At 59.9% G+C, this 25,902-nt stretch carries 23 protein-coding genes; 17 read left to right on the top strand and 6 right to left on the bottom strand.

The annotated features are described in order from the left end of the window. The 7 genes from FBZ97_RS30085 to FBZ97_RS35085 form a co-directional block, all read left to right on the top strand. The coding region (locus FBZ97_RS30085) for a bifunctional methylenetetrahydrofolate dehydrogenase/methenyltetrahydrofolate cyclohydrolase (RefSeq protein ID WP_145323262.1) at positions 1-606 on the top strand (606 nt) is incomplete at its 5' end. A gap of 114 nt (positions 607-720) precedes the next feature. Then, the gene (locus tag FBZ97_RS30080; protein ID WP_145323260.1) at positions 721-1,854 is read left to right on the top strand and encodes an aminomethyltransferase family protein; all 1,134 of its coding nucleotides are present in this window, start codon (positions 721-723) and stop codon (positions 1,852-1,854) included. A gap of 10 nt (positions 1,855-1,864) precedes the next feature. Continuing rightward, positions 1,865-2,470: a dimethylamine monooxygenase subunit DmmA family protein gene (locus FBZ97_RS30075; RefSeq protein ID WP_113391198.1), complete on the top strand. Its 606-nt coding sequence runs from the start codon at positions 1,865-1,867 to the stop codon at positions 2,468-2,470. After that, a complete protein-coding gene (locus FBZ97_RS30070) occupies positions 2,467-3,432 on the top strand; it encodes a PDR/VanB family oxidoreductase (RefSeq protein WP_145323258.1) in 966 nt (321 codons plus the stop codon). The genes FBZ97_RS30075 and FBZ97_RS30070 overlap by 4 nt, the downstream gene beginning before the upstream one ends. A gap of 29 nt (positions 3,433-3,461) precedes the next feature. Further along, positions 3,462-4,502 carry a DUF3445 domain-containing protein gene (locus tag FBZ97_RS30065; RefSeq protein WP_145323256.1) on the top strand — a complete coding sequence of 347 codons (1,041 nt, stop codon included), beginning with the start codon at positions 3,462-3,464 and terminating at the stop codon, positions 4,500-4,502. Between the two features lie 67 nt (positions 4,503-4,569). Next, positions 4,570-5,907, top strand: a complete 1,338-nt coding sequence (locus tag FBZ97_RS30060; protein WP_145323254.1) for an NAD(P)/FAD-dependent oxidoreductase — start codon at positions 4,570-4,572, stop codon at positions 5,905-5,907. A gap of 116 nt (positions 5,908-6,023) precedes the next feature. Continuing rightward, the gene (locus FBZ97_RS35085; RefSeq protein ID WP_113421482.1) at positions 6,024-6,623 is read left to right on the top strand and encodes a PAS domain-containing protein; all 600 of its coding nucleotides are present in this window, start codon (positions 6,024-6,026) and stop codon (positions 6,621-6,623) included. Here the strand turns inward: FBZ97_RS35085 and FBZ97_RS30050 are convergent. Then, positions 6,620-8,989 carry a DUF1989 domain-containing protein gene (locus FBZ97_RS30050; RefSeq protein ID WP_145323252.1) on the bottom strand — a complete coding sequence of 790 codons (2,370 nt, stop codon included), beginning with the start codon at positions 8,987-8,989 and terminating at the stop codon, positions 6,620-6,622. The genes FBZ97_RS35085 and FBZ97_RS30050 overlap by 4 nt on opposite strands. 241 nt (positions 8,990-9,230) lie before the next feature. Between FBZ97_RS30050 and FBZ97_RS30045 the strand changes: the two genes are divergently transcribed. Continuing rightward, positions 9,231-11,015: an APC family permease gene (locus tag FBZ97_RS30045; RefSeq protein ID WP_112724330.1), complete on the top strand. Its 1,785-nt coding sequence runs from the start codon at positions 9,231-9,233 to the stop codon at positions 11,013-11,015. 93 nt (positions 11,016-11,108) lie between these two features. Here FBZ97_RS30045 and FBZ97_RS30040 read toward each other — a convergent pair whose 3' ends face one another. Then, a complete protein-coding gene (locus FBZ97_RS30040) occupies positions 11,109-12,557 on the bottom strand; it encodes an MFS transporter (protein WP_173004557.1) in 1,449 nt (482 codons plus the stop codon). 113 nt (positions 12,558-12,670) lie between these two features. Between FBZ97_RS30040 and FBZ97_RS30035 the strand changes: the two genes are divergently transcribed. The 6 genes from FBZ97_RS30035 to FBZ97_RS30010 all read left to right on the top strand — a co-directional run bounded on the left by FBZ97_RS30035 (position 12,671) and on the right by FBZ97_RS30010 (position 18,360). Beyond that, a complete protein-coding gene (locus FBZ97_RS30035; protein WP_113355715.1) occupies positions 12,671-13,546 on the top strand; it encodes a helix-turn-helix transcriptional regulator in 876 nt (291 codons plus the stop codon). Positions 13,547-13,850: 304 nt separating this feature from the next. Continuing rightward, positions 13,851-14,162, top strand: coding sequence for a hypothetical protein (locus FBZ97_RS30030; RefSeq protein WP_113391192.1), 312 nt, complete (start codon positions 13,851-13,853; stop codon positions 14,160-14,162). Between the two features lie 596 nt (positions 14,163-14,758). Continuing rightward, positions 14,759-15,823: an ABC transporter substrate-binding protein gene (locus FBZ97_RS30025; protein WP_113421463.1), complete on the top strand. Its 1,065-nt coding sequence runs from the start codon at positions 14,759-14,761 to the stop codon at positions 15,821-15,823. Further along, positions 15,820-16,854: an iron ABC transporter permease gene (locus FBZ97_RS30020; RefSeq protein WP_145323250.1), complete on the top strand. Its 1,035-nt coding sequence runs from the start codon at positions 15,820-15,822 to the stop codon at positions 16,852-16,854. Before FBZ97_RS30025 ends, FBZ97_RS30020 begins: the two co-directional genes overlap by 4 nt. Continuing rightward, complete coding sequence (locus FBZ97_RS30015) at positions 16,844-17,632, top strand: ABC transporter ATP-binding protein (RefSeq protein ID WP_113421465.1); 789 nt, start codon at positions 16,844-16,846, stop codon at positions 17,630-17,632. The genes FBZ97_RS30020 and FBZ97_RS30015 overlap by 11 nt, the downstream gene beginning before the upstream one ends. Beyond that, positions 17,629-18,360: a molybdate ABC transporter substrate-binding protein gene (locus FBZ97_RS30010; RefSeq protein ID WP_113355720.1), complete on the top strand. Its 732-nt coding sequence runs from the start codon at positions 17,629-17,631 to the stop codon at positions 18,358-18,360. Before FBZ97_RS30015 ends, FBZ97_RS30010 begins: the two co-directional genes overlap by 4 nt. A 37-nt stretch (positions 18,361-18,397) precedes the next feature. Here FBZ97_RS30010 and FBZ97_RS30005 read toward each other — a convergent pair whose 3' ends face one another. After that, complete coding sequence (locus FBZ97_RS30005; protein WP_145323248.1) at positions 18,398-19,288, bottom strand: LysR family transcriptional regulator; 891 nt, start codon at positions 19,286-19,288, stop codon at positions 18,398-18,400. 172 nt (positions 19,289-19,460) lie between these two features. Here FBZ97_RS30005 and FBZ97_RS30000 point away from each other — a divergent pair, with 172 nt between their 5' ends. Next, positions 19,461-20,237: a class I SAM-dependent methyltransferase gene (locus tag FBZ97_RS30000; protein WP_246661206.1), complete on the top strand. Its 777-nt coding sequence runs from the start codon at positions 19,461-19,463 to the stop codon at positions 20,235-20,237. Between the two features lie 10 nt (positions 20,238-20,247). Beyond that, the gene (locus FBZ97_RS29995; protein WP_113421468.1) at positions 20,248-20,892 is read left to right on the top strand and encodes a pyridoxal 5'-phosphate synthase; all 645 of its coding nucleotides are present in this window, start codon (positions 20,248-20,250) and stop codon (positions 20,890-20,892) included. A 188-nt stretch (positions 20,893-21,080) separates the two neighbouring features. Here the strand turns inward: FBZ97_RS29995 and dinB are convergent, their stop codons facing one another. Next, positions 21,081-22,178 carry a DNA polymerase IV gene (gene dinB / locus FBZ97_RS29990; RefSeq protein WP_145323246.1) on the bottom strand — a complete coding sequence of 366 codons (1,098 nt, stop codon included), beginning with the start codon at positions 22,176-22,178 and terminating at the stop codon, positions 21,081-21,083. Positions 22,179-22,561: 383 nt separating this feature from the next. Between dinB and FBZ97_RS29985 the strand changes: the two genes are divergently transcribed. Beyond that, positions 22,562-22,885: a hypothetical protein gene (locus FBZ97_RS29985; RefSeq protein WP_113355724.1), complete on the top strand. Its 324-nt coding sequence runs from the start codon at positions 22,562-22,564 to the stop codon at positions 22,883-22,885. 40 nt (positions 22,886-22,925) lie between these two features. On the opposite strand, the gene FBZ97_RS29980 is transcribed toward FBZ97_RS29985, so the two are convergent. Further along, positions 22,926-23,486, bottom strand: a complete 561-nt coding sequence (locus tag FBZ97_RS29980; protein WP_113332119.1) for a GNAT family N-acetyltransferase — start codon at positions 23,484-23,486, stop codon at positions 22,926-22,928. A gap of 22 nt (positions 23,487-23,508) precedes the next feature. Beyond that, positions 23,509-25,866, bottom strand: a complete 2,358-nt coding sequence (locus FBZ97_RS29975; RefSeq protein WP_145323244.1) for an Orn/Lys/Arg decarboxylase N-terminal domain-containing protein — start codon at positions 25,864-25,866, stop codon at positions 23,509-23,511. Between the last annotated feature and the right edge of the window lie 36 nt (positions 25,867-25,902).

Genomic DNA, 25,902 nt, shown 5'->3' with positions numbered 1-25,902 from the left:
CCGCTGCCGAAGCATCTGAATTCGGATGACATCATTCAGTCGATCCGTCCTGAGAAGGATGTCGATGGCCTGCATGTGGTCAATGCCGGCAAGCTTGCAACCGGCGATCTCGAAACCGGGCTGATCTCCTGTACGCCGGCCGGCGCCATGCTTTTGGTGCGCTCCATCCATGGCGAGGACCTGTCGGGTCTCAATGCCGTTGTCATCGGCCGTTCCAACCTGTTCGGCAAGCCGATGGCGCAATTGCTGCTTTCCGCCAATGCGACTGTCACGACGGCGCATTCGCGCACGAAGGATCTCTCCTCCGTCGCAAAGGGTGCCGATATTCTGGTGGCAGCCGTCGGCCGTCCCGAGATGGTCAAGGCCGATTGGGTGAAGCCGGGTGCCACCGTTATCGATGTCGGCATCAACCGGATCGATGCGCCGGAGCACGGCGAGGGCAAGAGCCGGCTGGTGGGTGATGTCGCCTATGGTGAAGCATCCGAAGCCGCCGCCGCGATCACGCCGGTTCCCGGCGGCGTCGGACCGATGACGATCGCCATGCTGATGGCCAATACCGTCATCGCTGCCCATCGCGCCGCTGGTCAGAAGCCGCCGAGGTTTTGAGAGCGAAATACCATCCGGACGGCCAAGAAAAACCCTCCGGATCGGCTTGCCAAGGCGCGAAAGACGATTATAGTCAGGAAATAAATATTCCATAGAAGAAAAAGAGGGAACGAAATGGCATTATCATGGCGTTTCTCCGCCTTGGCGGACCGGCACCGTGCTCTCGGATCGAAACTCGAGGATTGGAGCGGCATGGGAACCGCCTGGACCTACGAGAAGGACATGTCGCAGGAGCATGTCGCGATCCGCACCAAGGCCGGCATCATGGACGTTTCCGGCCTCAAGAAAGTGCATCTGGTTGGACCGCACGCCATTGCCGTGCTCGACTATATCACCACCCGCGACATGTCGAAGATCTATCCCGGCCGCTCGGTCTATGCCGCGATGCTCAACGATCGCGGCTACTTCACCGACGACTGCATCGTCTACCGCACCGGTCCGAATTCCTGGATGCTGGTGCATGGTTCGGGCTCAGGCCACGAGGAAGTGCTCAAGCAGGCGGCCGGCCGCAACTGCGCTGTCCTCTTTGACGACGATCTGCACGATCTGTCGCTGCAGGGTCCCATCGCTGTTGACTACCTTGCCAAATACGTCCCTGGCATCCGAGATCTCAAATATTTCCATCACATGCAGACGACGCTGTTCGGTGCGCCTGTGATGATCTCGCGCACCGGCTATACCGGCGAGCGCGGTTATGAGATCTTCGTGCGCGGCCAGGATGCGCCGATGGTCTGGGATCGTATCGTCGCGGAAGGCGAGGAGATGGGGATCATCCCCTGCTGCTTCAGCGTCCTCGACATGCTGCGCGTCGAAAGCTATCTGCTCTTTTATCCCTACGATAACTCGCAGATGTACCCCTTCGCGGACCAGCCGCCCGGCGATAGCCTGTGGGAGCTCGGCCTCGACTTCACGGTCAGCCCGGGAAAGACGGGTTTCCGCGGCGCCGAAGAACATGCCCGCCTCAAGGGCAAGGAACGCTTCAAGATCTTCGGTATGCTGATCGATGCAGACGGTCCGGCCGATCTCGGCGACGACGTCTATGCCGAGGGCAAAAAGGTCGGTGTCATCACTTGCCCCTGCTATTCGACCCTGACGAAGAAATCGATGGCGATCGCCCGCCTCGATGTCGACAAGGCCGTGCAGGGCACGAAGCTGGAAGTACGCGGCAAGAGCCTGAACGCAAGCGCGATTGCCCATACGCTGCCGTTTGACGATCCGGAAAAGAAGAAGAGGACGGCTATCGGTTAAGGAGGCGCTCATGCTTGTGGAAGGCATCAAGAGCCGACCGGTCTACAAGGGCCTCTCCATCCAGCCGCATGCCCGGCGGCATCTGTTCGCGCTGGAAGGCGAGGGGGCCAATGCCCTCCTCGACCAGATGGCCGGGTTTGACGATACCATCCTGTCGCGCAGCGAAATCCTCTATGTCGCGCGCGGCTCGCAAGGCAGGGGTCATGACGAAGCCCTGCGCGGGCTCGGCGCCGATATGTTCTTCACGGCGCCGACGATCGCGACATTGCTTTTCCGCCTGAAGGCCTCCCTTGCAACGGCGCATATGGGCACGCGGCTCTATATCGCCGGCACCGAGGGCTTTATCGGCCAGGCGATGATGGTGGCGCTCGACTACGGCATGGATCATGCCTCGATCATCACGGAGCATCGCGGTTCGCTGGCTCGCCGCGTGCAATGCGTCCACTGCAAGGGCATCACCGACGATGTCACGCACAGTCCCTTTACCTGCAGCCATTGCGGGCTTCCGCTATTGGTGCGCGACCACTATTCGCGCCGCCTCGGCGCCTTTCAGGGCGTCAACATCGATGCGGAAGAGCCCGGCACTGCGCCTGATCCCGAGGAGTTGTTCCTGTGAGCGGTGGTACGGAAATTCCGGTTCGTGTCGCGAAGGTGACGCCGGTCGCCGATCGCATCAAGCGTTTCCGCTTCGAGCGTCTCGACGGCGCGCCGATGCCTTATTTCTCCGGCGGCGCCCATGTCATCGTCTCGATGAACGATGAGGGTCATGTTCGCCGCAACGCCTATTCGCTGATGTCGCCGCCGCATGATTGCTCGGCCTATGAGATCAGCGTGCTGCGCGTCGAGGACTCGCGTGGCGGTTCCGCCTTCATGCATGAGAAAGTGAGGGAGGGTGACGAGCTCAAGGTCAGCTATCCCGTCAATCTCTTTCAGCCGGACTGGCGCGGGCGCAAGCACCTTTTGATCGCCGGCGGCATTGGCATTACGCCCTTCATCGCGATGATGCGGCAGTTCTCGCGCGAGGGCGCGAATTTCGAGCTGCATTATGCCGTGCGTTCGCTCGATCGTGGCGCCTATTGCCGCGAGCTTGTCGAGCAATATGGACCGCAGCGGGTGAAGATCTATTGCGATGCCGATCGCAATTTCATCCCCGTCGCCCCTCTGCTCGAAAGTCAGCCGCTCGGCACGCATCTCTACGTATGCGGTCCGGCCGGCATGATCGACGGCGTGTTGAAAACGGGCATCGAGGCCGGCTGGCCGGAACAGAACCTGCATTCCGAACGCTTCCTGTCGTCGCAGCCCGGCAAGCCCTTCTCCATCATGCTGACGCGGTCGGGCAAGACCGTTCACGTCGGCCATCACGAAAGCATGCTGGAAGCGATCGAGGCCGCGGGTGTCGATGCGCCCTTTCTCTGTCGCGGCGGCGCCTGCGGGCAGTGCGAGACGGCTGTTGCTGTCTGCGACGGCAAGCTTCTGCATAATGACGTCTATCTGAGCGATGAAGAAAAGGCCTCTGGCCGAAAGGTGATGATCTGCGTCTCCCGCTTCGAGGGAAGCGCGCTGCATCTCGACCTCTAAGCATTCGGCCGATATCCAGGAGAATGGGCATGGCAATCGCCTTCAAGCAGGAAACGTTTCGGGACGACTTTACCTACCGCAACAGTCCGGAAAATATCCGGCGTTTTCCGTTCCCCTTCGATCGCGACGAATACATGTATTCGGTCAACATGGAACCGCATGTGAAAGGGCGGAAGAACACGGTCTATGAAAGCCTCATCGACGTCGATGAACACTATGTCGCCGAGATGCATGACCGGGCTCTGGTGCTGAAGGAAGATCCCTTACGCTATCAGGCGCTGCCGCACATGATGACGGCGCAATGGGACACGCTGGAACTGCTAATGGAACAGCAGGCGGCCGGCTATCCCGAACATTTCACGCTCACCAGGAATGGCGATCAATGGCGCTGGATCAATAGGCCGCTCGGCATAGACGACACCTTCACCTTCGGCGATGCGTCCACGTTGCCTTACGAACCCTTCGAATACATCAGCCGCCAGGCGCAGGGTGATTTCTGCATTGTCGATCAGCGTGACGGCAATCTCTGGATGGATGCGGGTATGGTCACCACCCAGGCCGATTGGTCGCTTGATTTCGATATCGGCATGAATTTCATGGAATGGCATGGGCCGGTGCCGCTCGCCCACCAGATCGGCGTCTTCGACCGCGCGCTGAAATTCCTCTTGAACCTGCAGCAGGGCAAGCCGACGCGCCGGTTCAACTGGACGATGACAATCAATCCGCGCCTCGATACCAGCCCCGAAAACTACCCGAAATGGGGTCCGGATCGCACCACCGTGACGCCCGAGAATGTCGGCGAGAAGGTGCACCTGCGCGTAGAATTGCAAAGCCTGTGGCGCCTACCGCGCTCGAACGCCATTCTCTTCGTCATCCGCTGCTATCTGATGAACATGAATGAGCTTGTCACCGTGCCTAAATGGGCGCGCCGCTTCCCGCGCGTGCTGAAAACCCTGCCGCCGGAGCTCATCGACTACAAGGGCCTGACGCGCTTCCGCCAGACCACGATCGACTGGCTATCGAAATATGACGACGGCGCCCCGACCAGTCCCGGCATTTTTCCGGATTGATGCCGACACGGCGCGAAACGACTGCATGCGATAAGAACTTCGACATAATCGAGAAGGGGAATGCCACATGACACGAGTTGCCGTTATCGGTGCCGGCCCTTCGGGCCTTGCCCAGCTAAGGGCCTTTCAATCGGCCGCGAGGAAGGGTGCTGATATCCCGGAGGTCGTCTGCTTTGAAAAGCAGGCGGATTGGGGTGGCCTTTGGAACTATACCTGGCGCACGGGCCTCGATGAATATGGCGAGCCGGTGCATGGCAGCATGTATCGCTATCTATGGTCGAACGGCCCGAAGGAATGCCTGGAATTTGCCGATTATTCCTTCGAGGAGCATTTCGGCAAGCCCATCGCCTCCTATCCGCCGCGTGCCGTGCTCTGGGACTATATCAAGGGCCGCGTCGAAAAGGCTGACGTGCGCAAATGGGTGCGCTTCAGCACGCCGGTGCGCATGGTGCGCTTCGATGAAGAGACGAAGAAGTTCACGGTAACCGCGCATGATCGCCCTCAGGACCGGATGTATGACGAGGTGTTCGACTATGTCGTCGTTGCCTCTGGTCATTTCTCGACGCCGAACGTGCCCTATTTCGAAGGGGTGAAGACCTTCAACGGCCGCGTGCTGCATGCCCACGATTTTCGCGATGCGCTGGAGTTCAAGGGCAAGGACGTGTTGCTTGTCGGCCGCAGCTATTCGGCCGAGGATATCGGCTCGCAATGCTGGAAATATGGGGCAAAGTCGGTGACGACGAGCTATCGCTCCAAGCCGATGGGCTTCAAATGGCCTGAGAATTTCGAGGAGCGGCCGCTGTTGACGCGTCTTGAAAACAAGACGGCCTATTTCCTCGATGGCTCATCGAAGGATGTCGACGCGCTAATCCTCTGCACAGGCTATCAGCACCATTTCCCCTTCCTGCCGGATGATCTTCGGCTGAAGACGGCAAATCGCCTCTGGGCTGACCACCTCTACAAGGGTGTGATCTTCGATAAGAATCCGCAGCTCTTCTATATCGGCATGCAGGATCAGTTCTACACCTTCAACATGTTCGACGTGCAGGCTTGGTGGGCGCGCGATGTCATGATGGGCCGCATCAAGCTGCCGCCCGAAGCGGAACTGCAGGCGAACTTCGACAAGTGGCGCGCCCGCGAGGAAACGCTTGAGGATGCCGAGCAGATGATTTGGTATCAGGGCGACTATGTGAAGGAGTTGCTCGCCGAGACCGATTATCCGAGCTTCGATATCGAAGGCACGAACAGGACCTTCATGGAATGGGAGCATCACAAGGCGGAAAACATCATGGGCTTCCGCGACCACGCCTACCGCTCACTGATGACCGGCACCATGTCGCCGACACATCATACGCCCTGGGTTGACGCGCTCGACGATTCCATGGAGGAATATCTGCGCAATTGATCCATGCTCACTTCCCCACCTGACCGGCAAGGGAGGCGTCGAGCAGCCCTTGCCGGATTTTTATGTGATGAGACGAAACGAGTTCATCCGCAACTTTCTTTTCGGGCATGGCTTCCATGGATTTCCAGACAAGCGTTCTCGGCCGTATGGCCGGTTTCCTTTATCGCTGTAGGGCGGACGAAAGCTATACGATGCTTGAGATGACCGACGGCATCGAGCGCATCTTCGGCTATCCCGCTGACGAGATTATCGGCAACCGTTCGCGAACCTTCACTTCGATCATGTGCGAAGAGGATATCCCGCTCATGGATGAGCTTGTCGGCAAGGCTTTGGAAAGTCACACCGACTGGACGATGGAGTATCGCATACGTCATCGCGACGGCCATTTCCTCTGGGTAACGGAAACGGGCGGCGGCGTATGGGACGAGGCCGGGGAGCTTCTTTATCTCGAAGGCAGTATCCTGAATATCGAATCGCTCTACCGTCGCCTCGACGAGCAGACCGCGGGCATGCGGGTCACGGCATCGAAGACCAACGAAATTCTGCAGTCGCTGCGCTACTTGAAGCTGCTTGCCGTCAATGCCGGCATCGAGGCTGCAAGAGCAGGCATGGCCGGATCTGGTTTTGCGGTGCTGGCGGCAGAGATGCGCACGCTTGCCAACTCCTCGGAAGAGGCGGCGCGTGCGATCTCGGCCGCGCAGAAGAAGTCGGATTAAGATCGCGGCCGCGTCTTCTGCGGATCGTAGTGAGAAAGCGGCACGATGACAGCCGGAAGCCGCTTCTGCTGGCCATCCAACTTCCCGATCTCGACCTTGGTTCCGACAGCGGCATGCGTGACGTCGACGCGGGCAAGCGCGATGGTCTTGCCGAGGATTGGCGACCGCGTGGCGCTGGTGATCACGCCGATCTGCGCGCGGCCGATATGGATGCAATCGCCGTGTCCGACGGCTTCATTGGCCTCGATGTCCAGACCGACCATCAGATGGCGAGGATTTTCCTTTCGCCGCACCAATGCTTCGCGCCCGATGAAATCATCCTGCTTGGATTTTAACGGCACGGTGAAGCCGATACCGGCCTCGAAGGGATCAGTCTGGTCGTCGAATTCGTGATGGGCAAAGACCAGACCGGCCTCGATACGCACCATGTCGAGCGCCTCGAGTCCCATCGGCTTCAGACCATGGGGTTCACCGGCTTTCCAGACAGCGTCAAAGACTGTTACTGCATCCTTCGGATGGCAGAAGATTTCGTAGCCGAGCTCGCCGGTATAGCCGGTACGCGAGACGACCACCGGTGCTCCCTCGAAATGGCCGATGCGGCCGACGGTGAAGCGGAACCATTCCAGCTCGCCGATCGTTGGTTGGCGCGGTGCCGTCCAGATGATCTCCTTAAGGATGTCGCGGCTCTTCGGGCCTTGCAGGGCGATGTTGTGCATCTGATCGGTAGATGAGCGGACCCAGGCTTTGAAGCCTTTCTTCTCCGCCTGCTCGCGCAGCCAGATGCCGCTATAGTCATCGCCGCCGATCCAGCGGAAGTTCTTGTCGCCAAGACGGAACAGCGTGCCATCGTCGATCATGCCGCCATGTTCGTAGCACATGGCGGAATAGACGACCTGGCCCGTCGAAAGCTTGCGCACGTCGCGCGTCAGGCAATATTGCAGCAATTCCTCGGCATCCGGCCCTGTCACCTCGAACTTGCGCAGCGGCGAAAGGTCGATGACGACGGCGCGTTCGCGACAGGCCCAGTATTCCTCGACCGGGCCTTCCGAGGAGAAGCGGTTCGGCAGCCAGAAGCCGCGATATTCGGTGTAGTCGCGCGTCATCGCGGAAAGGCGCGGGTGGAACGCGGTTTCCCGCGTCAGTTCTGGGTCGGCGTCTGGGGTCATGCGATAGGCCACCGCTCGTGTGAATTTCTCTTTGCCGGAAAAGGTGCGCACATGGATATCAGTCGGATCCCAGCCATTGGCCGCGTCGATGTCATCGGGACAGGATGAGGAGACACAGACAAGATCCGTTAGAGCCCGCATCAGGACGTAATCGCCGGGCCTGGACCAGGGCTCGTCGAGATAGAGCTGGTTATTGTGATCGACATTGGTGTTGTAGAAGTAATTGAGCGCCTCCCAGCCCTTTCGGCCGGCAATACCATAGGGCGCGAGCGCCGCGTTGAAATTGTCGGTGCAGTTCACGTGGCCGGGATAGCCCATGTCGTCGTAGTAGCGGGAATTACAGGCCGTCGCGAAGGCATCGTGGCGGCCAACCGTGTCCTGCACGATTTCCACCAACGGCTCGAAATCACGGTCGAAGGCCTTGGAGGGAAGGCCAGGAGCCGGATAGCTGCGGCCGAGCAGGGTACGGGTCACTGTAGAATCGAGCGCAAGGTCGAGGCCTTTGTCGACCTTGCGGGCGGAAAAGGCCTGGAAGTCGGTGCATTGCCGGCCATAGACATCGATGATCTGAATATATTCACCGGCGCGGACGAAATAGGCCGAAGCGGTTGCCGCCTTGATGCGGATGTCCTCGATCGGATCGGCAAGCGGTTCGGGCAGCGCGGAGGCATAGTCTCGCAGGATCGTCGTGCGGCGTATTGTGAGCTCGATGGGCGTTGCCGTATCCTGCGCCTCCGGCGACATGGTCGTTCCCGGTGCGCAGGCGATCAGCAGACCTTTGGTCGCGATGGTGAATTCCGCCGTGCTGCCGGCAGGAGATGACCCGCCGAAAAGGTGCAATGCTGTCGCGGACGCCATGTCTGCTCCGCGCCGTTCCAGCGCTGTCCTGACGCGAGCCGCACTTTCATTTCCCGAGGAAAGAATGGCTTTCAGACCTGTCGCTTCGCCGGTGAATGCCGACCCCAATCCCGCGGATTGAAAGCGGCCCTTCTCATCGAGGAAGGTGAGCTCGCAGACCTGGCCACCTTCGCTATCCGTCACCAAAACCCGATCGCCGGGCTCGACGCGCACGACCAGCGACCCACCACCCTTGCAGCGATAGCGTTCTGTATCTTGCGGCAAGGCCGGAATGCCCGGATAGCGGATGATGCTCGCCGAGATCGGCCGTATTCCGGCGGTCGGCGGATGGAGTTCTCGCATTAAACCCTCTCGGGAAATGAGGCGTGTCAAACACGGGAATCATGCTGACAAAATGCCATCCGAAAGTAAAGGGATATTGACTAAAAAGAAAATATCTTCACTATGTATAAAGGGCATGTATCTGGAAACCGCGCGCAGACTCGGCTCATGAAAACCTCCAGCAAGCCCCGCAATGCCATGGGAGGCACGTTCAGGGAGACGTACGAGAGATACGTCCGGAACAAAATGGGGAATATCACCAATGACTGACATCGTGGACGCCGGCGCTCCCGCCGGCACCGAAGGTAAGCTTATACGCGCGCTCGACTGGAAGGGCGCGTTCTGGGTGGCTGCGGGCGTGCCGCCACTTGTTCTCTTCTCCATCGGCGGCATCGCCGGCACCACGGGCAAACTTGCCTTCGTCGTGTGGATCATCTCGATGATCATGGGTTTCCTGCAATCCTTCACCTATGCCGAGATTGCCGGCATGTTCGGCAACAAGTCCGGAGGCGCCTCGGTCTATGGTGCGACCGCCTGGCTGCGCTATTCGAAATTCATCGCGCCGCTCTCGGTCTGGTGCAACTGGTTTGCCTGGTCGCCGGTGCTGTCCCTCGGCTGCGCCATCGCGGCTGGTTATATCCTCAATGCCTTCTTCCCCATTCCGGCGGCGGATTCGCAGGCTGTGCTGAGCTGGATCAGCGCCCATGCGACATCGATCACCGCCGACAGCCCGCGTGTCGCCGAATACATCGCGGCCCATGCCGGTACATCTCCCGACGATGCGGTAAAAGCGCTGCTCAGCGCCGATGGCGTTGCAGCTTTTACGCCGGCCATCCGCAACTGGTCTCTCGTCAGCTTCAACATTCCCTTCCTCGCAACCGCCAATATCAATGCCACCTTCTTCATCGGCGGCATCCTGATGCTGATCATTTTCGCGATCCAGCATCGCGGCATTTCCGAGACGGCGAGCGTGCAGAAGTGGCTGGCGATCATCGTGCTGGTGCCGCTGCTCATCATCGGAGTCTATCCGATCGTCAGCGGCCAGATCCTCTCCGCCAATGTGACCGGCCTGCTGCCGCCGACGGCTGCCTATGCCGCGACCGACGGTACCTGGAGCAATGGCGGCTGGACGCTTTTCCTCGGCGGCCTCTATATCGCCGCCTGGTCGACCTATGGCTTCGAAACGGCGGTGTGCTACACGCGCGAACTGAAGAACCCGAAGACGGATACGTTCAAGGCGATCTTCTACTCGGGCCTTGCCTGCTGCATCTTCTTCTTCCTAGTGCCCTTCGCCTTCCAGGGCGTGCTCGGGCATGCCGGGATGCTGGCACCTGGCATCGTTGATGGCACCGGCGTTGCTGAAGCGCTCGGGGGCCTGATCGGCGCTGGCCGGATCGTAACGCAATTGCTCGTCATCCTGATGATCTTGGCACTGTTCCTGGCGATCATGACGGCGATGGCCGGCTCCTCGCGCACCCTCTATCAGGGCTCGAAGGACGGCTGGCTGCCGAAATATCTCGACCATGTGAACGAGAACGGCGCGCCGACGAGAGCGATGTGGACGGACTTTGCCTTCAATCTCTTTCTTCTCGCCATCGCGTCGGACACGAGCGGTTATTTCTTCGTGCTCGCCGTCTCCAACGTCGGATATATCATCTTCAATTTCCTCAACCTCAATTCGGGCTGGATCCACCGCATGGACTCCGGCCATGTCGAGCGTCCGTGGAAGGCGCCGTCCTGGCTTATCGGCCTCAATACCGTCCTCGCCTTCGTCAATGCGCTCTTCCTTGGCGCCGGCGCCAAGGTTTGGGGTTATGCCAATGCGCTCTGGATCGGCTTTGCCTTCGCGGCTCTCATCCTGCCGGTCTTTGCCTACAGGCATTATGTTCGCGATGGCGGCAAGTTCCCGGTCGGCGCCATGGATGATCTTGGTCTGGTCGGCCAGGATCTGGGTGTCAGGAAGGCGGGTATTCTACCCTATCTGGCGCTTGCCGGCGGTCTTGCCATCGTGCTGATCGCCAATTGGTTCTTCCAGCTGCCGGCATAACGGCATCTGGTCGAAGACGAGATTCATGCTCGAAAGTCCGGCCTGGTCACAGGCCGGACTTTGCTATGGGATCGACTGATCCGGACCTTCCGATCATTCGGGCGCGACGATGAGGGCGTCGATCTCGGCTTCTTCAGGTCGGCTGCGCTGCCGTGCCAGCCGCAGAAGCGTGGCCGCCAGCAGGATCGCCATCAGCCCCAGCTCGACGGCGATCGCCGTGACTCCAGCGGAGAGATAGGCACTGGAATATTGCAGCACCTGGGCAAATACGGCCCCCAGGATCGCCGGCCCAAGACCCAACGACACCTGCTGCATGGTTGCGAGCATCGCGCTGCCGGCGCCGGCATGTTCATGCGGCACGTCCGCCAGCCCCAGCCGATAGAAGGTGTTGACGATCAGTGCCTGACCGAAGCCGATCAAGATCGTGGATGGGATAAGGTTGATGACTCCCGGCCGCGGCCAGACCGTTTCGAGCGTCACGATGAGGAGCGTAAGCCCGCTCATCTGAATCACGCAGCCCATCGCCAACATGAGTTCCCGGCGTATATTCGCTAGGCGAGGTGTGACGAAAGCGGCCGAGACGAAATAGGAGCCGCCGAGCGCGATCAAGGCATTGCCTGACTGCAGCGGCGTCAGCCCGGCGCCCGCCTGCAAGGTAAGGGCGAAGACGAACATGAAGCCGCTCCAGCACGTGAAGAAGAGTATGGCGATCAGCCCTCCGAAGCGCATGCTGGAGATGCGCGTGAGCGACGGCGGCAGGATTGGGAAGGCGCCACGCGCCTCCTTGCCGCGCTCGATGCGCCAAAGAAGTGCCACCAGTGGCAGGATCGGCACGAAGCCGAGCAGGCAAAGCCAATTCCAGTGGAGCGACGGACCGAGCGCGGTCGGCAGCAGGACCGAGAGCGTCAGCAGCGCCAGCGTGATCATGCCTGACCAGTCGACCGGAACCCTGCCTTGCCCACGCGTTTCTGGAACATGTCGCCACACGCAGAGCAGGATCAGGATGCAAACAGGCAGATTGATGAGGAAGATGCTACGCCAGCCGGAGCCGGCAATATCCGCCGAGATCAGGAAGCCGCCGAGAACCTGGCCGACGATGAAAGCGATGCCGCCGATCGCGCTATAGAGCGAGACGGCGCGGGCGTGATCGCGTCCGGTCAGGCTGACATGGATGGTCGCCAGTACCTGCGGGACCATGAGTGCGGCCGCAATTCCCTGCAGCGCGCGCGCAACGATGAGGAAGGCGACTGATGTCGCCACCCCGCAGAGCAGAGAGGCGAGGCAGAACAATAGGACAGCCAGGCCGAACATGCGCCGGCGGCCGAAATTGTCGCCAAGGCGCGCACCCATTGCCAAGCAGACGGCAAAGGCGACGCCATAGGCGGCGACGAAAAGTTCAAGTTCCGTTTCGCCGGCGTGCAGCGAGGCGGAGATGGCGGCGAGGCCGACATTGATGATGGAAAAATCGAGCTGCAGCAGCAATTGCCCGGCCAGCAGGATCAGCAGGCCGAACTGGCCAAGCCGGATTGGTGCGGATGACATTGGGGACCTCAAAGCATTTCCAAAACTGAGTCCACAGCGTTCTACACCTATGTTAAACTGGTACAAGATACCTGATTAGACTGGTATAAGAAGTGTCAGGCTGGAGAATGGAAATGCACGGCACACTCGATATCGTCCCCAATCCAATGCTTTCGCGGGCACAGGAACTCGGCGAGATGTTGCGAAGACGGCGGGAATCCCTTGACCCGCAAAGATTGGGACTCGGTCGGGCAGGGCGGATTCGTACACCCGGATTGCGGCGGGAAGAAGTGGCGTCACGTGCCGATATCGGCATCACCTGGTACACCAAGCTGGAGCAGGGCCGCCCGATCCGCGTGTCGCCGCGCGTGCTTCTCTCCGTCGCGCATGCTTTGGAATTCAACGAAGTGGAGACGGAGCATCTTTTCAGACTGGCTAATCTGCCGGTCCCGCCTCGCCTCGAAAATCCGCGCGTTTGCGAGCCGCTCACCGAGGCAAGCCAGCGCATTCTCGATCATCTCTGTCCCTATCCGGCTCTTATCCAGACGAAACGCTACAATATACGTGGCTTCAACGAGGCCTATCGCCGCCTCGTCGGCGTCGATCTCGATGCCGTCCCGCCCGAGGACCGGAACTGCATCTATCTGTCCCTCGTCAATCCTGCCTGGCGCGCGAGCCAGGCCGATCCTGACGAGATGCTGGCTAACATGGCAGCGCTGTTTCGTGCCTCCATGGCGGAGCATCTCGACGATCCGAGCTGGGAGCGGCAATTGGAACGCTATATGAGCGCTTCGGACCAATTTCGCATGGTGTGGGATCGCTATCAGCTCAAAGGCATCGAGAATACCGTCAAGCGTTTCCGGCTGGCGGATGGCACTATTCTGGCGCTGCAATCCAACAATTGGTGGGCAAGCCCCAGCAATGACGACCGCATGATCGTCTATACACCCGTCGACGAAGCCGGGGCGGAGAAGCTGAACGCCATGATGAAGCGCAGGCGGACTTGCTGAGCGGTAAAGCCGGCAGAACCCCATGGGATCGATCACCACGAATGAACTGGCGGCAGTTTCCGCCCGTTCGTTGGGCATTGCGCGTCCCGACACTGTCAAAAATGGACGTAGGCTTTAAACGGCAGCCTGCCTAACGTGCCGGCAGCAGACATAAGCAATGGCCGGTTTGGCTGGCGGCTTGCCGTCAAGGATCGCCCGTCGCGCGGAGCTGAAGTAACGGACTGCATAGTATCAGAGTAGTTTCACTTGCAAGAGCGAGTCCATCTGTGGTGTCGCAGTAGCAGTGGTCCTCGAAGGAGGCATGATGGAACGCTTTCGCCACCTTATAGGAGGCAGCCTATCGCCGAAGCAAGTCGCCACACTCCAAAAGGTGCTGGACAACGTCACCAGTCAGCCCTGGTTCGATAACAGCGAGCATTGCCGTAACGCGCTGGCCGGGCGGCTGACCTTTCTCATAAAAATTGGAATAGAAAACACCGCGCATCTCCAAACCATCGGTGTTTGCTGGGCGGTTAATGATTTCAACCGCGATGTGATGAAAACGAATCGAAGGAAGCCGGCCGAGATGATCGGGATAGGGAAGGCCGAACAGCTTCGACTTGAGGATTACCGGTAATGTTTGCATCCCGAGTCCGGCCTCAACGGACATCTCGCTAAAATTTCGACGTGCTGCCGCAGAGCGCGATTTCATTTGTATAGCGAGCTTAAACAGCGTGCGCTTCGCGCCTAAAGCACGGATTCCGCATCCGATTCCGAAAGGGGTAGGATCTGCTCGCCCCGCTGCCTGACCGATACGCAGGCGATCCGCGGCAATCGGACCGGCCTGATCTTCCAGGACTCGTCCGAAAGCCTCAATCCACGCCTGCGTATCGGTCAGGCATCGCCGAATCGATTATTGCCCACGGGCTAGCAAGCGCTTCGCAGGCAAAGGATCGCGGCGGCGATCTTCTCGAACGGATCGGCCTTTCGGCCTCGGTGGCGGATCGCTTTCCGCGCGGCGCGACGTATCTCCAACGAGGAGATAGGGAGCTGTTCCGCGCAACCGATTATCGGCCGCCAAAGCGGACATGCGAGCAGGCCGGCGATGGTCATTTTACCAGGTACCTTCAGAGAGACGTCGCGGCATGACGATGATGGCTTGGTTTCGGATTAGCGGTCGTTGTATACCGTGAAATATAATGATAGCGGTTGGAACCTTTTCAGGAGAATTCCATGTTTCAGCTCCGCCATCTGCTTGTCGCCGTTAAAATCCTTATCATTTTCAGTAGCTTGTTATTTTCCGCCCCCGCCTGGGCTGACAGGGTCATCACCGATCAGATCGGCCGGCAGGTGCATATTCCCGAAGTCGTCAATCGGGTCGTGATCCTGCAGCATCAGACGCTCAACATCACCGTTCAGCTCGATGCGATGGACAAGGTGGTCGGAGTTCTCGACGAGTGGAAGAAACAGCTCGGCGCCAATTATGTGCGGCTTGTGCCGCAGCTGCCGAATCTACCGACGCCGGGCGGTCTGACGAAAGTAAATATCGAAGAGCTTTTGACGCTGAAGCCGGATGTGGTCTTCGTGACCAATTATGCACCGGCCGACATGGTGAAGCAGATCGAGGGTGCCGGCCTTCCCGTCGTGGCGATCTCGCTGCTCGACGTGCCACCGGAAGAGGCCGTCAAGCTCAACCCTTCCGTCAAGGATGAGCCTGCCGCGATCGACGCCGGTTTTGCGACGGGCGTGCGCCTCATTGCCGATGTGCTTGGGCGCAAGGAAAAGGGCGAGGAAATGATTGCGGCAACGAAGAAGACGCGCAAGCTCGTCGCCGATCGTCTTTCCGATATTCCCACGGACAAGCGCGTGCCTGTTTACATGGCCAATCCAGACCTTACAACCTATGGCCGCGGCAAATATACTGGCCTGATGATGGAGCGCGCGGGCGCCCGCAATGTCGCCAATTCCATCAGCGGCTTCAAGCAGGTGACGATGGAGGATGTGCTGACGTGGAACCCCGCGGTCATCCTCGTTCAGGAGCGTTATCCCGCCGTTGTCGATGAGATCAGGAAGAACCCCTCCTGGCAAACGATCGACGCCGTCAAGAACGGCCGCATCTACTTGATGCCGGAATATGCGAAGGCATGGGGCTATCCGATGCCGGAGGCCATGGCGCTCGGCGAACTGTGGATGGCGAAGGAGCTTTATCCCGAGCGGTTCAAGGATATCGATATGCAGAAGGAAGCGGATGCCTATTACAAGGAATTCTACCGCACCGATTATCGCGTCGCGCAATGAGCGCGGCCCCTTTCAGCCGATACGGGCCTAGTGCGACGATCGCCACATTGGCGATCCTGCTCGTGATCGTCGCTGTTGTCTCTCTGGGCGTCGGCCGCTACGACATTCCATTCCCGCGGGTCGTGGAAATACTCTGGTCGCCGATTTCATCGCCGGCGGTGCCCGTCACGGCGACCGAGGCGACCGTCGTCTTCACGGTGCGCATGCCGCGTATCTTGCTGGCGCTGCTCACCGGTGCCGGTCTGGCCCTCTCAGGTGCGACGCTGCAGGGCGTGTTCCGTAATCCTTTGGTAGGGCCGCAGGTGATGGGCGTTTCCTCGGGGGCGGCTTTCGGCGGCACGCTTGCCATCCTTATGGGTTTCTCGCGCTATGGTCTGCTCGGCTCCGCCTTTGCGTTCGGTCTTTCCGCCCTTGTCATCGTCTACGCGCTGAACGGCATTGTCGCCCGGCGAAATATCCTTGCGCTTGTTCTTGCCGGTGTCGTGGTGAGCGGCTTCTTTGGAGCACTGGTGAGCCTCGTGCAGTATCTCGCCGATACCGAAGACAAGCTGCCGGCCATGGTCTTCTGGCTGCTTGGCAGCTTTGCCACTGCAAATTGGGAAAAGTTCTGGCTGATCGCTGGGCCTGTCGTCATCGGCAGCCTGTTGTTGCTGGGACTGCGCTGGCGCGTCAACCTTCTTTCGATTGGCGACGAGGATGCACGCGGGCTCGGCGTCAATGTCGAGCCTTTGCGCTGGCTGATCCTTGTGTTGGTCTCCTGCATCGTAGCGGCGCAGGTTGCCGTCAGCGGTATCATCGGCTGGGTCGGTCTCGTCGTGCCGCATATGGCGCGCATGCTCGTCGGTCCGGATCATCGCTTGGTGATGCCGGCATCGCTGCTGATCGGCGCGCTTTACCTGCTTGTGATCGACACGGTCGCCCGGACCACAACCAGTTCGGAAATCCCGCTCGGTATTCTCACGGCCCTGATCGGCACCCCGGTCTTCGCCCTGGTGCTCAGGCAAACCCAGCGAGGCGCGCGTGGGTTCTGATCCGATCAAACTGCGTATCGAAGGGGCGAGCCAATCCTATGATGGCGAACGCTGGCAGTTCCGCGATCTTCATCTCGATTTCCACGCCGGGGAGATCACGGCCATTCTCGGGCTGAACGGTCGCGGCAAGTCCACTTTGCTGCGCGTGCTGGCCGGACTTTTGAAGCCGAGCGCCGGTAAGGTCGCGCTGAACCCGCACACAGGCTTCGTGCCGCAGGAGTTTTCGGGTTCCTTCCCTTATTCCGTGCTCGATGTCGTGATGATGGGGCGTGCCCGCCATATCGGCCTGTTCCAGACGCCGCGCAAGGTCGATGTCGAGAAGGCGATGGAAGCACTCGATCTCACCGGCATGGCCGGCTACGCGCGACGCAACATCGAAGCGCTCTCCGGCGGTGAGCGGCAATTGGTGCTGATCGCAAGGGCGTTGGCAGGCGAAAACACCGTGCTGCTGCTCGACGAACCGGCCTCGGCGCTCGATCTCAAGAACCAGGATATCGTGCTGTCGCTGCTTGCAACCCTCGCCGATCGTCAAGGGTTGGCGATTGTCTTCACCACGCATCAGCCGAACCATGCCGTCGCCGTCGCCGACAAGGTACTGCTCATGCTCGATCAGGCAAGAACCGTATTTGGTGCCACAGATGATGTGATGACCGAAGATAATCTCGAGTTGCTTTATGGTCTTGCCATTCGCTCGGCAAAGCTCGCCGATGGCGAACTCATGGAGACCGCGTTTGTGCCGCTATTCCGGCAAAGAGACAGAAAAGGAAATCGCCCGTGAGCAATGCGGTTCATGTCTTGGCGGCCGGCAGTCTGCGCCATGCCTTTCCGGCGATCATCGATGCCTTTGGACGAGAGTTTGGCATCGGTATCTCGCTGACGCTCGGACCCGCGGGGCTGCTGCGGCAAACGATCGAGGCAGGCACCCGTTTCGATCTCTTTGCCTCCGCCAATATGGCGCATCCGCTGCGTCTCGCCTTGATTGGTTTTGTGGAGGGTGCGATCTGTTTTGCCCGCAATCGGCTCTGTGTGCTGGCGCGCGCCGATCTCGGTTTGACGACGCAGAATTTTCTCACGGTCCTGGCCGATCCGGCCGTTAGGATTGGTACCTCCACGCCGGGCGACGATCCGGGCGGCGACTATGCTTTCGAGGTCTTCGACAAGATCGAAGCACGGTATCCGGGCAAGGGCGCGGCGATCAGGTCTCGGTCGCGGCAGTTGGTAGGTGGCCGCCATTCGCTGCCAACCCCAGCGGGCAAGCGCGGCGGCTATCTGATTACTGACGGCGTCGTTGATCTGATGATGAGCTATTCTTCGAACGCGCGTCTTTTGGCAGGGGATCCGGCTTTCAGCGTCATCGACATACCCGACGAGTTTCAGCCGCTTATCGAATATGGTATGGCAATTCGTAAGGGCGCTGATGATGAAACAAGGTCTCTGCAGGACTTCCTGCTATCGGAGACCGGGCAGGAGATTCTCAACAAGGCCGGGTTTTCTCCGGTCGATTAGTCTCCAAGGCAGATGGTGGCCAAGGTCTTTTCAAGCATCAGCCAGTCGGCGGCGGGCTGGAGCGCGTGTAGACCTCCGCCTCATTCTGCAGCCATTCGCAGAAGAGAACGGATTTTCGGTTCCGACGGGCGCGGCGCAGTGCTACATATTCGTGGCCGCTTTCCAGAAAGCCATATGGCGCCATCAGCCGGCCGAAACGGATGTCGTCACTGACATAGGGCCAGGGGGCGACGCAGACACCGAGGCCGGCGCTCGCAGCCTCCAGCATGAAGTAGAAATGCTCGTATTCGACGCGCGGTCCCGTGGCGACCGATCTCTCCGATCGGGCAAGCCAGTCGCCCCATGCGCGCAGCCTTGTGCGCGTATGAAGCTGGGGCAGGCCATCGAACTCTGGCGTTGACGCGGCAAACAGCGATGGCGCGAGCACCGCGCCGGTTTGCTCCGGAAACAGGAAAATCACATCGGCGCCGGAAGGCCATGGCGCGCTTCCGACGCGAATCGCCACATCGAAGCCGTCGCGGCTGAAATCGACGGGCTTTGAAGAGGCCGACAGGCGCACTTCTATGTTGGGGTATTTCGCCTGAAACCGATAGAGGCGGGGAATGAGCCAGCGCATCGTAAAGGTGCCGGGGCAGGAGACGTCGAGCTGACCGTCTTCCGTATCGGCTACGGCTCGCACCGACAGATCCATCTGGTCGAATGCGCCCGTCAGCCCGGTCAAGAGGGTCATCCCGCCTTCAGTCAATCTCAGCCGGTTTTTCGGTCCTTCGAACAAGGGAACGCCAAGTACCTCCTCCAGATGCTGAATCTGCCTGCTGACGGCGCTGTGCGTCACCTTAAGCTCGTCTGCCGCAAGCGTCATGCGGCCGAGCCGGCCGGCCGCTTCGAAGGCGCGTAGCGCATTCAGGGAGGGCAATCGTCTAGTCATGTGCATTTTCCGAACATTGACTGTTCGAACATATCGTTTTTCTTCCGTAAAAATAACGTGTTTTTTGATGCCGAGAGAAATGGACAGCGTATTCATCGAACAATGACGCGACGATGCAATGGCATTTTCACGTCCGGCGAAGCTTTGTCCGACGAAGCAACGGAGACATGAAGTGCAAGGCAGATATCAGGACGGCAGTGCGGGCGATGCGAATTACGGCGTGATCGGATCGGGCTATACCAATTATCGTCAGCCGGACCCCCATATAGCCGAATTCATCCGCGCCGCTCTCGGCGATGCGAAAACCGTGTTGAATGTCGGTGCCGGCGCAGGCTCCTATGAGCCGGTCGACCGGCAGGTGACGGCCGTCGAGCCGTCTGCGTCCATGCGCGCCCAACGACCGGCGCATCTCCCGGTCGCAATTGACGGAACGGCGGAACATCTTCCTTTTTCCGACTGGAGTTTCGATGCGGCAATGGCGACCTTCACGGTGCATCAATGGTCTGATCTCGACCGAGGGCTTGCCGAGATGCGGCGCGTTACCCGCGGCCCCGTCCTGGTATTGAGCTGCGATCCGCATCTGCTGGAACGGTCGTGGCTACACACCTATGCGCCTGAAATGATTGCGGTCGAGGGACGACGTTATCCGGAGATGGATAGGATCGCGACCGCACTCGGCGGCAATGTGGAGATCAAGGCGGTGCCGATCCCGCTGAATTGCGTCGATGGTTTCGGCGAGGCCTATTATGGCAGACCGGAGCGAATGCTTGATCCCGGCGCGCGGCTTGCCAATTCGGCATGGAGCTTTGTCGATGCCTCCGTTGGCGAGCGTTTTGTCGCCGAGCTCGGCCGCGATCTCACCGACGGATCCTGGGATCGTCGTTATGGCGCGCTTCGCACGCAGCCATTCTTCGAAGGCTCGCTGCGTCTCATTATCGCCAGACCATGAGGAGAGCGCCGTGAGAGACGAATTGCGCATACTCAAGTCCTTGGCCGGGCCGTTTCCCTCGTTCGAGGCGGATCTGACACCTGACAATCCGCGAGACTTGTTTTCCGACTGGCTGCGCGATGCCATCGAGGCTGATATCAAGGAGCCGCATGCCATGGTGCTTTCCACGATCGACGAGGATGGCGCACCGGATGCTCGTGTTCTCATCCTGAAGAACCTCGACCAGCGTGGCTGGCACTTCGCAACATCAGGCAGGGGGCCGAAGGGCCGGCAGATTGCCGCCAATCCCTCTGTGTCACTCACCTTCTATTGGCCGCAGCTCGGACGGCAGGTGCGATTGCGCGGAATGGCGTTTCAGGCCGAGGCGCATGAGCGCCATGCCGATTTCCGTGCACGCGCGCCGGGCGCCAAGGCGATTGCCCTGACCAAGCGGCAGAGCGAGGTTCTGGGTTCGTCGCAGGAGCTCGATGATGCATTGGCACTGCAGCATCGGCGGTTGCGGGACGAGCCCGATCTTGTTTCTGCAAATTGGGCGCTTTTCATCGTCATGCCGCATGAGGTCGAATTCTGGCAGGGCGATTCAGAGCGCCGCCACCATCGCTTGCGATATCGGCGTGAAAAGGCGGGCTGGCTGAAGGAGCGGCTCTGGCCTTGATGATTTTCGCTATGATGGCCGGGCTTCCGGTTCCCTTAGCTGGCACTATTGCCGTTTCCATACTAGCGGTTCGCCCGTATGTTTCCTCCATCGGACGAACAGCGGGCTTTCCGTCTTCGCCTGTTTGTTGCTCCGGGTGGAGAGGTTAGTCAGCCATCTTGACCGGTGGAATGGCAGATTATCATCCCTCAGATGCCGAGATCGAGCTGCGGCTGTGATCTCCCACTATCTGTCTCTTCGTTCGTCAAAGACGAAAGCGTGATGCCGAGCAGCCGGATTGGCCGCGTGAACGGGTGGACGGTTGCCAGAAGCGCCGACGCTGTTTCGAGGACAGCGCCGACGCCGGCGACCGGCAGGGAGCTTGTCCGACTACGTGTCGCCTGGGTAAAGTCCGAATATTTGATCTTCACGGTCACCGTCTTGGCGCTGAAACCGCCTGTTTCGCAGTAGCGCCAAACCTTCTGCGCAAGCGGCCGCAGTTCCGCCGTCGCCAGCTCTAGATCGTCGATATCCTCAACGAATGTGTCTTCTGCGCCTATGGATTTGCGAACCCGGTCCGGCTTTACCTGGCGCTCGTCGATGCCGCGGGCGATACCGTAGAAATAAGGGCCTGCCTTTCCAAAATGCTCCTGAAGGAAGGCGAGCGATTTCGATTTCAGATCTAGTCCGGTTTCGATCCCATATTTGTGCATCCGCTCGGCTGTCGCCGGCCCGACGCCATGGAATTTCTTGACGGGAAGCGTTTCGACGAAGGCGGGGCCATTCCTTGGCGTAATGACAGCCTGGCCGTTCGGCTTGTTGAGGTCGCTTGCCATTTTGGCGAGGAATTTGTTGTAGGAAATGCCGGCCGAAGCATTGAGGCCGGTGACCTGCTTGATCTTGGTCCGGATCTCCAGCGCGATCTCGGTGGCGATTTCCGTCCCCTTGTGGTTCTGGGTGACGTCGAGATAGGCTTCGTCGAGCGACAGCGGCTCGATCATCGAAGTATATTCGGCAAAGATCTCGCGGATCTGCTGCGACACCGCCCTGTAGACGTCAAAGCGCGGCGGCACGAAAATCAGGTCCGGACATTTGCGTTTTGCGGTAACCGAAGGCATCGCCGAGTGAACGCCGAAGGCGCGGGCCTCGTAACTTGCGGCCGCCACGACGCCGCGTGCAGCCGACCCGCCGACCGCAAGCGGCTTGCCGCGCAGCTCCGGATTGTCCCGCTGCTCGACCGATGCATAGAATGCATCCATATCGACATGGATGATCTTCCGGACAGTGGTCGAGCTGGTGTCGTTCATGGCGGTCTCGGTCATTACACAGTAGGTTCAGCGCGGTCCGTTATTGCGGAGGCTGAAACAAATGCGGAACATATCATCCTCGATGACGATATCAAACCGGCTCGGTTGTCTTGCTAGGGAGAGGCGAGGAAATTGCCGCAGGCCAGCCATGCCGCAAACGGTACCTTGAGATGCGCGCAAGGCTTCTTATCTCTTGTCCGTCCCCCAATACGGAGCCTTGAGATGGGCCAAATCGCTACCGATCCACTTTCCGACTTGCTTATGGAGATCCTCCCGCCCGAGCGTGACGAGGAATCCCGAGCCGATGGCACTGCGTGTCTGTGCTGCCGCAGGCTGCGGTCGGCGAGGAAGATGGACGAAGACGGCTGCGGCATATGTGACGAATGCCTGGCTCCATGATCGACGGCGCGCCGCAGCTGCTGCCCGCCGAATTGTCGGGCTTCGAACATGCGCTTGCGAAGCTGCCTGACGGCTATTCGGAGGGGCATTTTCAAGGTCGCCCCTGGGGTGTGACGGTCAAGCGATCGGCCGACGGCAAACGGATCTGGCTCTATGGCGAGGAGCTTGGCGGGACCGATGTCGTCAGTTTCAATCTCTATATGCTCTCCGCAGCAAGCCTCACCCTCAAGCCCTGCGAAATGTCCTCGTCGAAGGTCATAGATTTTGTTTTGGGCTTCCTGCCGGCCCCGATGCGGCATCCAGTCTAAGCACGGAGTTGTGTTACGACCGACAACAGGTCCTTCTGCTTCAGCGGGTGGAGAGCGGCGGCGGAGGCGGCTGCGTGGTTGAGCCGGGACCGAGCGAGCGCTGGACCATCACGGTATCGGCCCAGCGGCCGTAGCGATAGGCAACAGCCGGCAGCAGGCCGACGCGAACGAAGCCGAAGCGTTCGTGCAGGGCGAGCGAAGCGACGTTGTCCGCGTCGATATAGCCGATCATCTGTCGGAAGCCGGCCGCCGCGCAGGCGTCGATCAGTCCGCGCATGAGCAGGCTTCCGACACCCTGGCCGACATGGTCGTGATGCACATAGATCGAATGCTTGACGGTATAGCGATAGGCCGGGCGCTTGCGGAACAGCACCACATAGGCATAGCCGACGACCTTTTCACCCTCGATCGCGACGACATGCGGAAAGCGGCGGTCCTTCAAATTCTTGCGCCGTTCGCGCAGATCGTCCGGCTGCGGCGTGTCGCTATCATCGACCCCGGCTTCGACCCCGCGGTGAATATGACGGCGATAGATAGCCAGCATGGCATCGACGTCGCTCTCCCGGGATGGGCGAACGATGATTGTTTTATCCTGCTTCATGTCCGAACCTGAATTTCCAAGCCTATTCCGCGACAACGTAGGTATAGAGCCGGATTTTGCCGGATGCATCGATCTCGCGATAGAGGCCCTGGATCTCCACCTCGAAGCCGGGGAAGGTGTTGAAGCAGGTTTCGAACATTTTGAGATAGTCGATCATGGGCTTTGCCTGTTCCGTCAGGCGCTCGCCGGGCACGATGGTTGCAATCCCCGGGGGATAGACGACGAAGGGTGTCGTCGCGATGCGGCCGGCAATGGCGTCGATCGGCAGATAGTCGACATCGTTGCGCACCAGGCAGCGCGCGGCATCGTGCGGCGACATGGCGATCGGCGGCAGGTGTTCTGCGGAAAATTGCTTCGTCTGCAGGGCGCTGACATCGGCCTGGCGAAAGAAATTGTGCATGTCGGCGCAAAGATCCCGCAGGCGCACGCCCGCATAGCGGCCGGGACGGCGGCGGTAGAATTCCGGAATGGCCTCTTCCAGCAGCGCGTTGTCGTCATGAAGCTTCTTGAAGGCGACAAGGCCGCTGATCAGGGTGCCGGCCTTGCTGGCTTCGACACCGGGTGTGAGCAGGAAGAGCAGCGAATTGAGGTCGTTCTTTTCCGCGACGATCCGGTTTTCGCGCAGATATTGCGCAACGATGGGCGCTGGAATGCCGTGGTCCGTATATTTTCCAGTCGCTCGATCAAAGCCGGGGGTAAGCAGGGTGAGCTTGTTCGGATCCGTCATGGCGAAACCCGGCTCCATGCTGGAAAAGCCGTGCCATGCCGCATCGGGTGTCAGGTGCCAGAAGGCGGGATTGGTGGCGAGCTGATCGGTCGCGACGCTCTCCCAAGGCACATCGTGCACAGCGCCGGGGCTTGCCACATCAGGAATCGCGACCCGATCCGGCACGAAGGGCTCGAAGAACCAGCGGCGTTCGGGACGATGTTCCTTCTCCTCGAATTCGCGCCGTACGGCGCGGATTTTCTTGCGCAGTTCGATGCCGAGGCGGATCGTGTCGTCCCAAAGCACTTCGCCCGAACGGCCCTTCATCATCTGCGCGCCGACGTCGAGCGAGGCAAACAACGGATAGAAGGGCGAGGTCGAGGCGTGCTGCATGAAGCTTTCGTTGAAGCGACGGTGTTCCACGCGGCGTTTCTGGCCGGTGATGTGCCTGTCCTTCATGTGGATCTGCGAGGCCTGCGAAAAGCTTGCGAGTTGCTTGTGGGTCGACTGCGTGGCGATGATCCCGGGTGCATCGGGGCCGAGGTCCGAAAGGCCCATGGCAAAGCGCCCGGCATAAAGCGGGTGAAACTTCATGAAGCCCGCCCATGCCTCGTCGAAAAGGATGTAGTCGCACAGATGTCCGATGCGCTTTAGGATCATCTCGGCATTGTGGATGGTGCCGTCATAGGTGCATTGCTCCACGACCGCGACGCGGAACGGACGCGGCTTCTTGTAGGCTTCCGGATCTTTTACCAGCGGATGGGTGCGAATGCGCTCGCGCAGCGCGTCCTCGTCCATGGTGGCGAAATCCATCGGACCGATCAGGCCATAGAGATTGCGTCTGGTCGGCAGGTAGATCGGAATGCCGCCCGAGATCATTAGCGCGCCGTGATGGGCGGCCTTGTGATTGTTGCGATCGAACAGCACGAGATCGCCGTCGGTGACGAGGGCCGAGAGCGCGACTTTGTTGGACGTGGAGGTGCCGTTCAGCACGAAATAGGTCTTCTCGGCGCCGAAGATCTTGGCCGCTTCCTTCTGTGCGGCGAGAGCCGGTCCCTCGTGGGTCAGAAGGTCGCCGAGATCGAGAACCGAGTTGTCGAGGTCGTCGCGGAACACCGCTTCGCCGAGATGCTCCATGAAGACCCGGCCGATGGGGCTGCGGCTGTAGAAGATGCCGCCATTGTGCCCGGGACAAGTCCAGAGATGGTTGCCCTCCTCGGCATAATCGACCAGCGCGCCGAAGAACGGCGTCTTCAGCGTCTCGGCATATTGCTTCAGCCGGCTGATGAGGCTTTTCGCGATGAACGCGGGCGTTTCCTCGGAGAGGAAGACGTAGCCGTCGATGAAATCGAGGACTTCGACCGGCACATCCTCGAAGCGCTTGCGGCGGATCAGGAGGATGATCGGGAATTCCAGGCCGCGCCGGCGCATGAGGTTGATGAGGGCGGCCGTCTTGCCTTCGAGGCCCTTCTTGCCCCAGTCCACCAGCATGCAGCCGATGGCCGCGTCGGTTTGCACGGCGATCTCGGCATCTTCGAGATTGCGCGCGCGCACCACCTCGAAACCTGAGCGTTCGATCTCCTCGACGATCTGATTATAGCGGGCGCCTTCCAGGTCCTCATTGTCGAAGGTTGGCGTTGCGAACAGAAAGTTGAAACGTCTGAAATAATCCATGTCGATACCCGCTCTTGATCTGGGATGAGGTGTCGG

This window comes from Rhizobium sp. ERR 942, assembly GCF_007828395.1.
In the GTDB taxonomy this organism is placed as follows: Bacteria; Pseudomonadota; Alphaproteobacteria; order Rhizobiales; family Rhizobiaceae; genus Rhizobium; species Rhizobium dioscoreae.
Note: the sequence above shows the minus strand (reverse complement) of the source record. Positions and strands in the feature narration are given on the sequence as shown.